Below are 14,314 nucleotides of genomic sequence, written 5' to 3'. Positions count from 1 at the left end.
AGCGCGGCCCTCCTCACACGTGGGAGGGGCTCACCCAGAGCCCCTTGGAGGACCCGGCGCGGGAACAGGCGTGAAAGCACACTGGTCCGCGCTCCGGGAAGCGCGGACCAGTAGGCGGTGCTAGCGGATCGTCAGCGAGTCCAGGTAGCCGCGGAGGTTGCGGGCGGTCTCGGGGACCGAGTCGCCGCCGAACTTCTCGATGGCGGCCTCGGCGATGACCAGGGCGACCATGGCCTCGGCCACCACACCGGCGGCGGGGACGGCGGTGACGTCGCTGCGCTGGTGGTGGGCCTTGGTGGGCTCGCCGGTCTCGGTGTCGATGGTGTCCAGCGCCCGGGGCACCGTGGCGATGGGCTTCATCGCGGCACGGACCCGCAGGGGGTCGCCGGTGGACATGCCGCCCTCGACCCCGCCGGCCCGGTTCGTGCGGCGGCGGACGCCGTCGGGGCCGGGCTCGATCTCGTCGTGGGCCTCGGATCCGCGTCGGGCGGCGGTGCGGAAGCCGTCACCGACCTCCACGCCCTTGATGGCCTGGATGCCCATGAGGGCCCCGGCCAGACGGGAGTCCAGGCGGCGGTCCCAGTGCACGTGGCTGCCCAGACCGGGCGGCAGGCCGTAGGCGAGGACCTCGACGACGCCGCCCAGGGTGTCCCCGGACTTCTTGGTGTCGTCGACCTCCTCGACCATGCGGGCGCTGGTCTCGGGGTCGAAGCAGCGCAGCGGGTCCTCGTCGATCGCGGCGAGGTCCTCGGGGCGCGGCTCGGCGGCGCCCTCGGGGACGGCGACCGGGCCCATGGAGACCACGTGGCTGAGGATCTCGATCCCGAGCGCCTGGCGGCAGAACTGCCGGGCGACCTCACCGACCGCGACCCGGGCCGCGGTCTCGCGGGCGCTGGCGCGCTCCAGGATCGGGCGGGACTCCTCGTGCCCGTACTTCTGCATGCCCACGAGGTCGGCGTGCCCGGGGCGGGGGCGGGTGAGCGGCGCGTTGCGCGCCACGCCGTCCAGTTCCTCGGCGGGAACCGGGTCGGGCGACATCACCTTCTCCCACTTGGGCCACTCGGTGTTTCCGACCTCGATCGCGACCGGCCCACCCTGGGTGAGGCCGTGCCGGATCCCCCCGATGACGGAGACCTGGTCCTTCTCGAACTTCATCCGGGCGCCCCGACCGTACCCGGCGCGACGTCGGAGCAGCGCGGCGGCGATGTCGTCAGAGGTGACGGACACACCGGCCGGAAGGCCCTCCAGGATCGCGACGAGTGCAGGTCCGTGGGACTCCCCCGCGGTCAGCCAACGCAACATGTCCACGATCCTCCCACGGATCGGGGGGAGGCGTGGTCACCGGGCTCAGGGTTGCGGGAGCAGGGGGTGACCGGCCAGGACGGTGGCGAGGGTGGCGGCGAGCATGAACGGGCCGAGCGGGAGCGGTTCGGCCCGGGTGATCCGGCGCAGGAGGAGCAGGGCCACTCCCAGCAGGGAGAAGGCCGCGAAGGCCCAGAAGGCGGCGACCAGGGCGCCCACCGGTCCGGCGGCCCAGCCCGCGTAGAGGCCGGTGAGGCCGGAGAGCTTGACGTCCCCGAAGCCGAGCCCGCCTGGCCTGATCCGCCACAGCAGCCAGTAGAGGACCGTGATGAGCGCCATGCCGACCAGGGCCCCGGTGCCGCGTTCGAGGTCGGGGCCGAAGGGTGGGAGGAGGACCGCCGCGGCCAGGAGGAGCGCGGCGACGGGGTAGGCGGGGGCGACGAGGGCGTCGGGCAGGCGCATGACGCGCAGGTCGACGGCGGAGAGCGGGACGCCGAGAGCGACCAGCCAGAGCACGGCGAGGAGCCCGAAGGGTGACCAGTCGGTGAGGTGGGTGGGGGTGAGGGCGCCGACCAGCGCGAAGAGCAGCGCCGTGGTGCCGACGACCGCGGGGTCGGGGCGGACCCGTTCCGAGCAGTGGGGGCAGGTGCCGCTTCTCCGGAACTCACGGGAGGCGACGACGGGCAGGCCCCGGGCGAAGCGGAGCCGGGTCAGGCAGTGCGGGCAGCGGGGCGGTGGCGGCCCGTCGTGTTCCTCCTCGGGGTCGGGGACCGTGGCGGTGGCGGCGGTCGCCGGTGTGTCGGGCGTGCCTGCCCGTTCACCGACTCCACCTGTGACAACGTCCTGGTGAGCGGCCAGCCCGGGACCGAAGAGGTGGACCACTCTGCCGCCGACGCGGCCCAGCGCGACGCCGAGGGCCAGGAGCACGGCGGCCGCGAGGACCGCCCACGGGAGCGGGGACGACGTGAGCGCCAGGGGGGTGGGCATGTTCGGAAACTACCTGCTGGCGGGGTTCGGCGACAGGGTGTGCGGCCGCCTGTGGACAACCCCGCGGTCAGGCGTCGTCGCGCCGGGCCCGCACGACCGCGCTGAGTTCGACGCCGCCGGGCAGGACGTGCTGGAGTTCGGTGCCGAGCCGTTCGGCGACCCGGCGCAGCGATTCGTCGTCGCGCTCGTCCAGTTCGAGGCGGATGCCGAGGTCCGCGCGTTCGGAGGGGTGGATACGCACGCGTTCGATCCCGAACTCGGCGTGGGTCACCCGGTGGACGATCGACAAGACCTGCGGGTCGTCCTGGGGTTCGGGTACCGACCCCTGTTCGGCGAGCACGGTGAGGAAGCGGCCCTGGATGGTGTGCGGGACCGGCCCGGACACGTCGATGACCAGCGCGTCGGCGTTCTCCTCCAGGGTGGCCTGGCAGGCGTCCCGCGTGGTGAAGGGCACCGGTCGGGCGTCCGGGCGCCAGCGCCGGACGGCGTCCACGGAGGTGAAGGCCAGGACTCCGCGACGACCGTCCTTGCCGGTCATGATGGGGATGGCCACCTCGCTGTTCTTGTCCTTGGTGAGCCCGCCCACGCCCTGCTCGGTCTCGGTGGCGACGGACACCACGGGGATGAGGACCCGGGAGCCGCTGAGGGCGGCCAGGACCTGCCGGTCGCCGGTCCGGCCCGCGGCGTGCTCACGCAGGCTCGCCTCGACGTCCGGGTCGGCGCTGCCGTCGTCGTCACGGAAGTTCTGGGCGCCGATGATCGATGGTCTGCTCACGGGCCCCGACTCTACCCGGGGCGCGGGTCCGTTCCGGGGTCGCTTCCCGGACAGAACCCTGTGACCTCTCCCCTGTTTCCGGCCCCGCGGGTGCGCCGTGGATCAGGGGCGGGCGCCGCCGAGCGCGTCGACGATCCCCCTGAGCTGGTCGACCTGTTCCGGGGTGAGCCGGTCGAACATCAGCGAGCGCACACGGGTGGCGTGGCCCGGCGCGGCGGCGCGGAGGGCGCTGGCGCCGTCCTCGGTGAGCACCGCCCACAGCCCGCGCCGGTCGTCCTCGCAGCTCTCCCGCCGCACGTGGCCGTCGCGTTCGAGGCGGGCGATCTGGTGGGACAGGCGGCTCTTGGAGACGATGACGGTCTCGGCCAGGTCGCGCATCCGCATGCGCTGCTCCGGAGCTTCGGAGAGGTGGGCGAGGATGCCGTACTCGATGAGGGAGAGGCCGTCCCGGGAGCGCAGGTCGTGTTCGAGTTCGTCGTAGATCCAGGCGTTCATCCGCAGGAACCCGCGCCAGACGTCCTGTTCGTCGGCTTCGAGCCAGGCCTTCTCCATGGCCTGATTCTAGCCCCGGCGGGCCCGGGGAGGGGTCCCGGTGAGACGGGGCCCTTGCGTCCTCGGGGAGGAACACCTAATCTACTTCCCAGGAAGATACTTCTAAGGTACTTTGTTGCTAGACAACGAACCGCACCGCTGGACGGCCCAGGACCCGGGTCGCCCGAACTCAGGGAGAGACACCATGGCAGCTCAGGAACTCAAGCCCGGCACCTGGAAGATCGACGTCGCCCACAGCGTGGTCGGCTTCTCCGTCCGCCACATGATGGTGAGCAAGGTCCGCGGCCGCTTCGAGAGCTTCGACGCCACGCTGACGGTGCCCGAGGACCCCACCCAGTCCTCCGTCGAGGCCACCATCGAGGCCAGCTCGATCAACACCGACAACACCGACCGTGACAACCACATCCGGTCCAACGACTTCTTCGAGGCCGACAACCACCCCGAGTTCAGCTTCCGCTCCACCGGCCTGGAGGCCAGGGGCGAGGACTTCGTCCTCAAGGGTGACCTGACCATCAAGAAGAACACCCACCCGGTCGAGCTGGCCCTGGAGTTCAACGGCTCCACCGTCGACCCCTACGGCCTGGACCGCGCCGGGTTCGCCGCCTCCACCACCATCAGCCGCAAGAAGTTCGGCGTCGACATCGAGATGCCGATGGAGAGCGGCGGCGTGGTCGTCGGCGACAAGATCTCCATCGAGATCGACGCCGAGTTCACCCGCCAGGCCTGAGCCGCACCGGCTCCGACGGGGGAGGGCGGTGTCCGGGTGTGGTCGCCCGAGGGGAGCGACCACCACCCCGGGTTTTGACGACACTCCGTCAGTAACCCGGTGAGGTCTCGGATATCGTCGACGGGGGAGGGTCCACGGACCCTCCCCCGTCCTCGTATGTCCGGCAGCACCCCACAGACCGCAGGAGAAGCACCGTGCCGTCCCAGCCCTTCGCCCCCGAGGTCGTCTCCGCCGTCACCGCCCACATGAACGGCGACCACCCCGAGGACACCCTGATCATCTGCCGTGCCCTGGGCGGCCGCCCGGAGGCCACCGCCGCCCGCATGACCGGGCTCGACGGTGACGGAGGAGACTACGCGGTCACCGTGGACGGCGCCGAGGAGGACGTGCGCATCCCCTGGGCCACACCGCTGACCGAGCGCGCGCAGATCCGCGTCGAGGTGGTCCGCATGTACCAGGAGGCCTGCGCCGCCCTCGGGATCACCCCGCGCGGCCAGCACTGAGTCACCCGCCCGCGGACGCCACCGAGGGGTCCGGTGACGAAGGGTCACGGAAACGGGAACCCGAACGGCCTCGGAGGAGTCCCACCAGGTGACGGGGGAAGACCGTTCACGGGACCGGAACCGGTGGGCTCCACCACCCGGACCGGGCCCGTGAACGACCTAACCTGGAGGGGTCCGCCCCGCCACGGCTTCCCCCGGACGCCCGCAGACGACCACCTATCCGAAGGATGGCTCCGGCCTCGATGGTCACGCCCGACCCCGGTGACGAGAACGCACCCACCCAGCGGATCGACCCCACGACACCCACCACGCGAGCCGATCCGGCGGTGGGTGCCACGCGCTGGGTCACACGCGTGTTCCGACCGGGGGCCGCCCCTCCGCCCGAGCCGGGCTCGGCCCATCCGGGCCCGCCCCCCGTGTCCGACGACGCACCCACCCGGGTGGTCCCGCCGGGCGCGCCGTCCGGGGCGGACCGCACCACCGTCCTGCCCGGTGACGCGGCCCTGGGCGCCGCTCCCGTCGACGGCACCCGGGTCCAGCCTCCCGTCGCCCCCACGGCGCGTCCGGGCACCGGCCGACCCACACCGGGCGCACCCCCCGGAGGCCGTGCCCCGTGGTGGCGGGTGCTCCTCGGCCCCCTCCTGGACTGGATGGCGCGTCTGGTCTCCCGTGTGGTCGTGGGCCCCGCGGGCGACCTCGACTACGCCGTGCCCGCCGAGCTCCGCCGCCGCTACCAGGTCCTGGACCACATCGGCGCGGGCGGTGAGGCCGTCGTCTACCTGGCCGAACCCACCGACTCACCCGGGCGCCGACTGGCGCTGAAGGTGTACCGGCCCGGCCACGACATCAACCGCGAACTCCTGGACCGGCTGCGCGCACGGGGGACCGCCTCCCCCCACACGCCCGCCATCCAGGGCTACGGGACCGCCGCCAGCTCCTGGGGCGAGGACCTGGCCTGGGAGGCCCAGGAGTACTTCTCCCTGGGCACCCTGCGCGAGGTCATCAACCAGGCACCCCTGGACGACGAGGGCGCCCGGGCGGTGGTCCGCGCGGTCTCCGACTGCCTGCACCACTGGCAGAGCGAGCTCCAGCACAACCACACCGACGTCAAACCCGAGAACCTCCTGGTCCGCTCCCTGGACCCGCCGGTGGTCGCCCTCACCGACTTCGGGGGCGCCGTGCGCGCCACCATGAGCCGTGTCTACGGCGGCCAGGCCGTCACCGAGGCCTACGCCTCCCCCGAGGTGGTGGAGGGGCGCCGCGAGGCCCCGGCCGCCTGGTGGTCCCTGGGCGTCATGGTGCACGAACTCGTCACCGGCCGCCGCCCCGATCGCGGCGGCAACTGGCTGACCGCACGCAACACCGAGGTGGACATCTCGGCCATCACCGACGAGCGCTGGCGCCTGCTCGCCCGGGGCCTGCTCACCCTGGCGCCCTCCGCCCGCTGGGGACACGAGGAGGTCGCCGCGTGGCTGGCCGGTGAGCGCCCGCCGATCCGCACCGCGAGCCGTCGGCGCCCCATCAACTTCGCCGGGACCTCCCACGAGGACCCGCCGAGCCTCGCCTTCGACCTGCTGGACCGCTCCGACACCGGCGCGATGTGGCTGCGCAGCCACTGGCCCGAACTCCGGACCTGGCTGGACCGCGAGGTCAACGACTACACCTTCGACCGCGCCTATCTCACCGGCCTGGAGGCCCGCCCCGACCTCGCACACGTGGCGATCAGCGCCCTGGCCGCCCGCTACGTGCCCGGCATGCCGCCGCGCTTCCGGGGGCACGAGATCAGCGCGGACGGCCTCCTGGCCCTGGCGGCGGGTGACGCCAGCCGCCACTCGGTGGTGCGCGAGGCCGTGGAGTCGGGCGTGGTGGGCCTGGGCGCCCAGCACTGGTGCCCGCACCCCGAGTGCCGGTCGGGCGGCTCCGGCCGCTGCGCGTTGCTGGAGCGGGTCCAGCACGAGGTCCCGCTGCTGATGGCGCGGGTGAACGAGACCCTGGAGCGCGTGGTGGACGCGCGCCCCGAGACGACCCGGAGCCCCGACGCGCCCCGGCACCCCGCCGCCCACGAGATCGACTCCACCTGGGCACGCGCGGTGGAGTTGGTGCTCTCCCCCGAGACCGCCGCACAGCACCGGTCCCTGCTGCGCCGCCAGTCCTGGCACCCGCAACAGCGCAGTTCCGCGCCGAACGCGCCGTGGTGGTCCGAACAGCGCAGGGCGGCCCTGCGCGACGGCGGCGACCAGCTGGCCAGCCGGAGCGCCACGCTCACGGCCCTGCTCCTGCTCCCGGAGGCCGCGCGGGTCGGCGGCTCGATCGCCGAGCGCGAGCGCGCCGACGGCCGGGCCCGTCGTCAGGACCGTTGGGCCGCGCTCGCCGGTTCCGCGCGGGCACGCTGGGAGGGCGCCCAGGAGAAGGTGGCCACGGCCCGACAGCGCCGCGGGGTCGCCGCCACCCGGCCCGACAACCCCGCGCTTCCCGGCGATCCCGCCCGACCGCAGGAGCCCGCGACCGCCAAGGAGCGGCGTCAGCAGGAGCGGGCGACCCGGCGCGTCGATCGGACGATGGGCCAGATCCAGCGCGCGATGAGGGCGGGCCGGTGCCGCAGGTTCGCGTACCCGGCGGCGTTGCTGGGTCTGCTGGACGGGCTGGGTCGGGCGCTGCGGCCCGGGGAGGGCTTCTTCCCCGAGAGCGCGTTCGTGACCGACGCCTACACGGGCCTGCTGGAGTTCGGTGACAACCCCCTGAGCGACGGGGCCGCCGCGCTCACCGGGCTGCTGCCCGGCGGGATCGGCGCGGCCTGGTGGTTCCCGGTCCTGTTGTCGGTGGCGCTGATCACGCTGGGCCGCACCGCCGCGAAGTCCACGGTCAAGGCCCGCCGCCGCCTGGGCGCCTTCCGCCTGGCCGTCGCGGGATCCCTGCTCATGCTCGTGGTGCTGTTCTCCACGGGGCTGCTGGCTCTGGGATCGGGTGTGCTCATCCCCCTCGACGGGCTCCTGGGCGGCTGAGCCCCGCGGGCCGGCACCCCGGGTGAGGCGTTGGACACGCTATGATCTCCCGGTTCGGCGGTGTGCCGGACCACGGGAAGAGGGGTGGACGGGTGGCTGAGGTGTTCGAGCTGCGCGCCGGTCAGTACCGGGCGCGCGTCGACCGGACCGGGGCCGGGTTGCAGGCGCTCACCTGGCGGGGGCACGACCTCGTCTGGCCGTACACGCGCCAGTCGGGCCCCATCGCCTCCCAGGGGCAGCTGCTGGCCCCCTGGCCCAACCGGGTGGCCTCGGCCCGCTACACCTTCCAGGGCACCGAGCACCGGCTGGACGTCAACGACCCGGAGACCGGGTCCGCGATCCACGGCCTGGTCAGCGAGGTGGTGTGGCGCACCCAGGAGCGGTCCGAGGAGGACGTGACCCTGGGCCTGGACTTCCCCGGCACCCCCGGGTACCCGTTCCCGCTGGAGCTGACGGCCACCTACCGCCTGGTGTCCGAGGCCTCGGAGGCGCACGGGCTCACCGTCACCGTCACGGCACGCAACACCGGCGACTCCGACGCCCCGTACGGTCTCGGCTTCCACCCCTACCTCACCCTGGGTGCACCCTTCCGGGACCTGGTCGAGCGGGACCAGGTGCGGCTGGAGGCCACGGTCGGCAGCCGCCAACCGGCCGACGCCGACCTGATTCCCGTGGGCGACCCGGTCCCGGTGTCCGGGACCGCGTACGACCTGCGTCCGCCCGGCCGGAACCCGGGCGCGACGGAGCTGGACACCGCCTTCACCGACCTCGACCGCGACCGGAACGGACGCGCCTGGGTGCGGCTGAGCGGCCCCGAGCACCGGGTGTGCCTGTGGGCGGGAGCGGGCTACGGCTGGCTCCAGCTGTTCAGCTCCGACTCCCTCGGCGGCGACCTCCACCGGGCGCACCTGGCGGCCGAGCCCATGACCTGCCCGCCCGACGCCCTCAACAGCGGCACGGACCTGATCGTCCTGGCTCCGGGTGAGAGCGTGGAGCACACCTTCGGCATCCTCGCCGAGCCGCTGGACTGATCAGCGCGAGGGCCGGGCCACCACGGCGAACTGTCCTGAAGCGGGGTCGTACGGCGCCCCCGTCAGGTCCCCGTGGACCTCGTCCGGGGTGAACCCGCTCCCGGCGAGCTCGGCGGTCAGCGTGTCCGGCGTGAAGTAGCGGACCCAGTTGTGGAACACCCGGGTGCCGTCCTCGGTGACGACGTCGTACCGGTCCAGGCTCACCCGCTCCTCCTCGTAACGGAAGGTGTGCTGGAAACCGTGGTAGGGGCGCTCCGACCAGAACCCGCCCATGAGATCCGGGGCGTACACCGCGCCCTCACGGAGCAGGTCGAGTCCGGGCTCGGCGTCGACGTCGAACAGGAAAGCGCCCCCGTCGGCCAGGTGACGGCGCACCACCCCGAGCAGCCGCACCCGGTCCCAGGGCGCCATCGCGCAGTAGTCACGCATCACCATCACGACCAGGTCGAAGCGTTCGTCCAGGTCGAGGGCCAGGTAGTCGCCGCACAGGTGACGGGCGTCCAGGCCCTCCTCCCGCGCGACTCCTTCGGCGTGCTCCACGGACCGGGACGCGATGTCGACCCCGAGTGTGCTCGCCCCGGCGCGCGCCAGCCGCGCGGTGTACAGACCGGGCCCGCAGCCCAGGTCGGCCACGCGCGATCCGGGGCCGAGGCCGAAGTGCCCGACCATCCAGTCCGCGGCCCGGTCCACGAACTCCGCGCGGTGGGAGGCGGCGTCGACCTCGGGGGCCAGGTGGTTGGCGAGCATCCGCTCCGAGATGTGGCCGTCGGTCCACAGGTCGGCGGTGGTGACGCGGGCGTAGGGGGCGGGGCGCTCGGCCATGTCGGAGAGCGCGGCGAAGAGTGGGTTCACGGTGTTCCTCGTTCACGTGTGGGACCACCGGCGGGACGCGTGAGGCGCGTCGGCACGGGCCCGGTGGCGGGGAGGGCTGAGCACACGTTCAGGAGGACATGGCGCCCAGCCTACCCGGAGGCCCCGGGCCCCTCTCCCTCACACTCCCCCGAGCGTCTCGGTCAGCCGCGCCAGGTCCTCCTCGGTGTCGATGTCCTCGGGGCTGGCGACGTCGTCGCAGGCCACCGTCGTGACCAGGTGGGAGTAGGCGCGCAGGAAGGGGCGGGCGCCCACGTCCCGCTCGGCCATGGAGTAGACCGTGGACCAGTGCTCGCGGCCCAGCAGCACGGGGTTGCGCGGGTTGCCGTGGTAGGTGGCCACCGCCGCCCGGGCACCCTGGGCGTAGGCCTCGACCAGGCGTCGGACCGCCTCGGACGTGACGAGCGGCTGGTCCGCGAGGGCGACCAGGAGGGCGTCGACCGTGTCGGGCATCGCGTCGATCCCGGCGCGGAGCGAGGAGCCCATCCCCGTGGACCAGTCGGGGTTGTGCACGGTCACCGCCCCGGACACGCCGGTGTCGGCGGCGCCGAGGACGACCAGGACCGGGGCGCAGCCGCCTCCCGAGAGCGTGCGCACGCCCCGGTCGACGAGGCGTTCACCCGCGAGTTCGACCAGGGCCTTGGGGCGGCCGAGTCTGCTCCCCGAACCCGCCGCCAGCAGCAGGCCCGCCACCGCGCCCGAACGCCCGTCTCCTCGCTCCCCCGTACCCATGACGCGATGATGCCACGGACGCGCTCCCCGGGTGGGCCACCTCGGCGAGGTCGCGGGCCACGGACCGGCACCCGAGCAGGGACCACCGCCGTGAACTGCGGATTCACCGCCACGGCGGTTTCGGTTCACCCCTCGGTCTGGCCGAATCCGGCCGGAACCAGCGGCACCGGCGGAGTGTCGCGGTGGATCCTGCCCCGGGTCTCGCTCAGAGCCCTGCCGCTCCCGCCCCACCTGCTGCGCACCAGCTCGGCGGCGATGGACACCGCCGTCTCCTCCGGGGTGCGCGCGCCCAGGTCGAGCCCGATCGGAGAGTGCAGGCGCGCCAGCGCCTCCTCCTCCACACCGGCCTCGCGGAGCCGGTCCAGCCGGTCCTCGTGCGTACGGCGCGAACCCATCGCGCCGATGTACCCGGCCCCGGTGGACAGCGCCCGCTTGAGCACGGGCACGTCGAACTTGGGGTCGTGGGTGAGCACGCAGATCGCGGTGCGCTGGTCGATCTCGTCGGCGATCTCGTCCAGGTACACGTGCGGCCACTTCACCACCACCTCCTCGGCGGTCGGGAACCGCCTGGGCGTGGCGAACACCGGGCGGGCGTCGCACACCGTCACCCGGTAGCCCAGGTAGGAGCCGAGATCGGCCACGGCCGCCGCGAAGTCGATGGCGCCGAACACCAGCATGCGGGGCGCCGGGGCGAACGACTGCACGAACACCTCCAGCTCGTCACCGCGCCGCTGACCGTCCACCCCGTAGTGCAGCAGCCCCGTGCTGCCCTGGGCCAGCATGCCGCGCACGTCGTCGTCCAGGGCCGCGGCCAGGCGCTCACCGCCCGCACCCAGGTCGCCCTCGGCGTGACCGGGCCACACGACCCGGCGGCGGCCCACCCGGGAGGCGTCGGACGGATCGGCGACGATGGTGGCCACCGCCACCGGCTGGTGCTCGTCCACGGCACCGAGCACCGCGCCCAACTGGGGATAGGTCGTGCGGCTCACCGGCTCGACGAACACGTGCAGGGTCCCCCCGCACGTGAGTCCCACGCTGAAGGCGTCGTCGTCGTTCACCCCGTAGGTGCGGCGCACCGGCACACCGGTGCGGATCGCCTCCAGGGCCTCCTCGTAGACGGCCCCCTCCACACAACCGCCCGACACGCTACCGGTGACCTCACCGGACGCGCTCACCAGCATGGCGGCGCCCGCGTCACGGGGCGCGCTCTTGAAGGTGTCGATCACCGTGGCCACCGCGAAGGTCTCCCCCGCGGCGTACAGATCGGACACGCTGGCTCGGACATCACGCACGAGGCACCTCTTCCACGACTCCTCCGGCGGGCCGCGACGGTCCGCTCATGGGCCCTGGTACCAACCTATGTGCCCAACGCGACACGGAAGAGCCCCCGTTCCTCCAGGAAACGGGGGCTCGATTCGGTCTCGTCTACGAACGCGGTTCACCGGGGAGGTCGGGCTCGCGGCCCTCGCCACGGCCCAGCATCGAACGGAACTCGGCCAGCGCGCGCCGGGCGAATTCGCCGTCCGTGCTCTGGATGCCCATCACCGGCAGCGACGTGCCGTCCGACAGGTCCAGGCAGGGCCACGGCTCCCCCTCCGGCATCCGGATGTCCAGGACCTCCGGCCAGGCCAGGTGGTGCGTACGGATGCCGTTGATGACCACCACGTTCCGCTCCGTGGCGATCAGCCGGGGGCGGCCCAGCATGTGCAGCCCCGCGGCCACCGCCAACCCGAGGCCCACGACCAGGAAACGGTCCATGATGCGCCACTCGGCGGGCAGGATCACGGCCAGCACGACCATGGTCGCCACGATCAGCAGGCCCAGGCCGTAGGCGACCAACCGCACCGCGCGGGGCCGCCACGTCCTCGGCAGGGCCGCCTTGCTCGACGCCTCGTCCACAGGTAGTTCCCTCGTCCGCACCAGCTGCTCCATCTCCACGCGCTCAGGCGTGACTCACCCCGGTCACCGTCCGGCCAGGCGCGGTCGCGCGCACCAGCAGGGTGGGATCAGCGACGCAGTCCGCGCAGCGCGACCGCCGTGTCCAGGGCGGCCAGCGCGGCCTCGGCGCCCTTGTCCTCGACGCTTCCCGGAAGTCCGGCGCGGTCACGCGCCTGTTCCAGGGTGTCACACGTGAGCACACCGTTGCCCACGGGGGTGGACTCGCGCAGGGCCACCTCGGTCAGACCGTGGGTGACCGACTGGCACACGTAGTCGAAGTGCGGGGTTCCGCCACGGATGACCGCTCCCAGGGCGATCACCGCGTCGTGCCTGCGGGCCAGCTCCTGGGCCACCACCGGGATCTCCACCGCCCCGGCGACCCTCACCACGACGGGCTCGGAGGCCCCCGAGGCCTTCACCACGGCGAGCGCGTTGGCGAGCATCGGCTCGACGATCGCCTCGTTCCAGCGGGTGACGACGAGGCCCACCGAGAGCCCCGAGGCGTCGATCTGGTGTTCGTCCGGACGTCCTGTGCCGCTCATGACCGGCCCTTCCTGGGATGTGATGGTGGTGTCGGGGGTGGTGGTCCTACTGGGCGACGCGGGCCAGGTCGTGACCCATCCGGTCGCGCTTGGTCAGCAGGTAGGAGAGGTTGTCGTCGGTGACGAAGGTCGGCATGGCCACCCGCTCGTTCACCCGCACCCCGTGGTGCTCCAGCCCCTCGGCCTTGGCGGGGTTGTTGGACAGCAGCCGCACCGAGGCCACCCCGAGGTCGGTGAGGATGCGCGCCCCGGCGCCGAACTCGCGCGCGTCGGCGGGCAGCCCCAGACGCAGGTTCGCGTCGACGGTGTCCGCGCCCTCGTCCTGGAGGCTGTAGGCGCGCAGCTTGTGCAGCAGACCGATCCCCCGGCCCTCGTGGCCGCCCATGTACACGATGACCCCGCGCCCCTCCTCCGCGACGGCCGCCATGGCGGCGTCCAGCTGGGCGCCGCAGTCGCAGCGGTGGGAGCCGAAGGCGTCGCCGGTCAGGCACTCCGAGTGCAGGCGGGCCAGGACGTCGTCGCCGTCGGACAGGTCACCGAGGACCAGGGCGACGTGCTCGGCGCCGTCGGCGGTGCCCTTGAAGCCGACCGCGCGCCACTCGCCGTACTGGTTGGGCATGCGGGTCTCCACCATGCGCGTGACCAGTGCGGGGTTGGCCTCCTCCTCGGTGAGGGCCTCACCGAGGGAGGCGCGGTGGGCGGCCAGCTGCTCGACGGACACCAGCTTCAGGCCGTGCTCGTCCGCGAACTCGCGCAGCCGGGGCAGGCGGGCCATGGTGCCGTCGTCGTTGACCACCTCCGCGAGCACGCCGGCGGGGCGCAGACCGGCCAGGCGGGCGAAGTCCACGGAGGCCTCGGTGTGGCCGCGGCGGGCCAGGACACCGCCCGGGCGGGCGCGCAGCGGCAGGATGTGGCCGGGGCGCACGAAGTCCACGGGGCGGCTGTCGTCGGAGGCCAGCAGGCGGATGGTGCGGGCGCGGTCGGCGGCGGAGATGCCGGTGCTGACTCCCTCGCGGGCGTCCACCGTCACCGTGTAGGCGGTGCGCAGGCTCTCCTCGTTGCGCGCGGTCATCAGCGGCAGGTCGAGGCGGTCCAGGTCCTCACCCTCCATGGGGACGCACACCACTCCGGAGGTGTAGCGGATCATGAAGGCCAGCAGCTCGGGGGTGGCGAGCTCGGCGGCGAAGATGATGTCGCCCTCGTTCTCACGGTCCTCGTCGTCCACCACCACGATGGCCCTGCCCTGGGCGAACTCCGCGATGGCGTCCTCGATGCGGTCGAGGACGACGGCCGGGGTGGTGTCGGCGGCCGGGGTGGTGTCGGTGACGGTCATGCCCGCTCCTGAAGGTGCGT

The 14,314-nt window shown here is 73.2% G+C and carries 14 protein-coding genes; 4 read left to right on the top strand and 10 right to left on the bottom strand.

Annotation, left to right across the window (positions count from 1 at the left end; all coding sequences use genetic code 11):
* Positions 1-120: 120 nt before the first annotated feature.
* The 4 genes from aroC to ACFW3L_RS16930 form a co-directional block, all read right to left on the bottom strand.
* A complete protein-coding gene (gene aroC, locus ACFW3L_RS16945) occupies positions 121-1,302 on the bottom strand; it encodes a chorismate synthase (protein WP_378741349.1) in 1,182 nt (393 codons plus the stop codon).
* 45 nt (positions 1,303-1,347) lie between these two features.
* Complete coding sequence (locus tag ACFW3L_RS16940; RefSeq protein ID WP_378741347.1) at positions 1,348-2,289, bottom strand: prepilin peptidase; 942 nt, start codon at positions 2,287-2,289, stop codon at positions 1,348-1,350.
* Positions 2,290-2,356: 67 nt separating this feature from the next.
* The gene (locus tag ACFW3L_RS16935; protein ID WP_378741345.1) at positions 2,357-3,064 is read right to left on the bottom strand and encodes an SseB family protein; all 708 of its coding nucleotides are present in this window, start codon (positions 3,062-3,064) and stop codon (positions 2,357-2,359) included.
* 102 nt (positions 3,065-3,166) lie between these two features.
* Complete coding sequence (locus ACFW3L_RS16930; RefSeq protein ID WP_378741343.1) at positions 3,167-3,616, bottom strand: MarR family winged helix-turn-helix transcriptional regulator; 450 nt, start codon at positions 3,614-3,616, stop codon at positions 3,167-3,169.
* Positions 3,617-3,800: 184 nt separating this feature from the next.
* On the opposite strand from ACFW3L_RS16930, the gene ACFW3L_RS16925 reads away from it, so the two are divergent.
* The 4 genes from ACFW3L_RS16925 (at position 3,801) to ACFW3L_RS16910 (ending at position 8,879) form a co-directional block, all read left to right on the top strand.
* A complete protein-coding gene (locus tag ACFW3L_RS16925; RefSeq protein WP_378741341.1) occupies positions 3,801-4,343 on the top strand; it encodes a YceI family protein in 543 nt (180 codons plus the stop codon).
* A gap of 194 nt (positions 4,344-4,537) precedes the next feature.
* Complete coding sequence (locus tag ACFW3L_RS16920) at positions 4,538-4,846, top strand: DUF2470 domain-containing protein (RefSeq protein ID WP_378741339.1); 309 nt, start codon at positions 4,538-4,540, stop codon at positions 4,844-4,846.
* A gap of 242 nt (positions 4,847-5,088) precedes the next feature.
* A complete protein-coding gene (locus tag ACFW3L_RS16915) occupies positions 5,089-7,848 on the top strand; it encodes a protein kinase (protein WP_378741337.1) in 2,760 nt (919 codons plus the stop codon).
* A 41-nt stretch (positions 7,849-7,889) separates the two neighbouring features.
* Positions 7,890-8,879, top strand: coding sequence for an aldose 1-epimerase family protein (locus ACFW3L_RS16910; protein ID WP_378741335.1), 990 nt, complete (start codon positions 7,890-7,892; stop codon positions 8,877-8,879).
* On the opposite strand, the gene ACFW3L_RS16905 is transcribed toward ACFW3L_RS16910, so the two are convergent.
* The 6 genes from ACFW3L_RS16905 to ACFW3L_RS16880 form a co-directional block, all read right to left on the bottom strand.
* A complete protein-coding gene (locus tag ACFW3L_RS16905) occupies positions 8,880-9,731 on the bottom strand; it encodes an SAM-dependent methyltransferase (RefSeq protein ID WP_378741332.1) in 852 nt (283 codons plus the stop codon).
* A gap of 138 nt (positions 9,732-9,869) precedes the next feature.
* Entirely contained in the window at positions 9,870-10,442 is a 573-nt protein-coding gene (locus ACFW3L_RS16900; protein WP_378741581.1) for an NTP transferase domain-containing protein, read from the bottom strand.
* Between the two features lie 164 nt (positions 10,443-10,606).
* The gene (locus tag ACFW3L_RS16895) at positions 10,607-11,773 is read right to left on the bottom strand and encodes an XdhC family protein (RefSeq protein WP_378741330.1); all 1,167 of its coding nucleotides are present in this window, start codon (positions 11,771-11,773) and stop codon (positions 10,607-10,609) included.
* Positions 11,774-11,906: 133 nt separating this feature from the next.
* Complete coding sequence (locus ACFW3L_RS16890; protein WP_378741579.1) at positions 11,907-12,380, bottom strand: PH domain-containing protein; 474 nt, start codon at positions 12,378-12,380, stop codon at positions 11,907-11,909.
* A 107-nt stretch (positions 12,381-12,487) separates the two neighbouring features.
* Complete coding sequence (gene ribH, locus ACFW3L_RS16885) at positions 12,488-12,961, bottom strand: 6,7-dimethyl-8-ribityllumazine synthase (RefSeq protein WP_378741328.1); 474 nt, start codon at positions 12,959-12,961, stop codon at positions 12,488-12,490.
* A gap of 46 nt (positions 12,962-13,007) precedes the next feature.
* Positions 13,008-14,294 carry a bifunctional 3,4-dihydroxy-2-butanone-4-phosphate synthase/GTP cyclohydrolase II gene (locus tag ACFW3L_RS16880; protein WP_378741326.1) on the bottom strand — a complete coding sequence of 429 codons (1,287 nt, stop codon included), beginning with the start codon at positions 14,292-14,294 and terminating at the stop codon, positions 13,008-13,010.
* Between the last annotated feature and the right edge of the window lie 20 nt (positions 14,295-14,314).

Origin of the sequence: Nocardiopsis sp. NPDC058789 (assembly GCF_042745575.1) — a bacterium.
GTDB lineage: Bacteria > Actinomycetota > Actinomycetes > Streptosporangiales > Streptosporangiaceae > Nocardiopsis > Nocardiopsis eucommiae.
The sequence above is the reverse complement of the archived record's forward strand: the minus strand, read 5'-3'. Positions and strand labels throughout refer to the sequence as shown.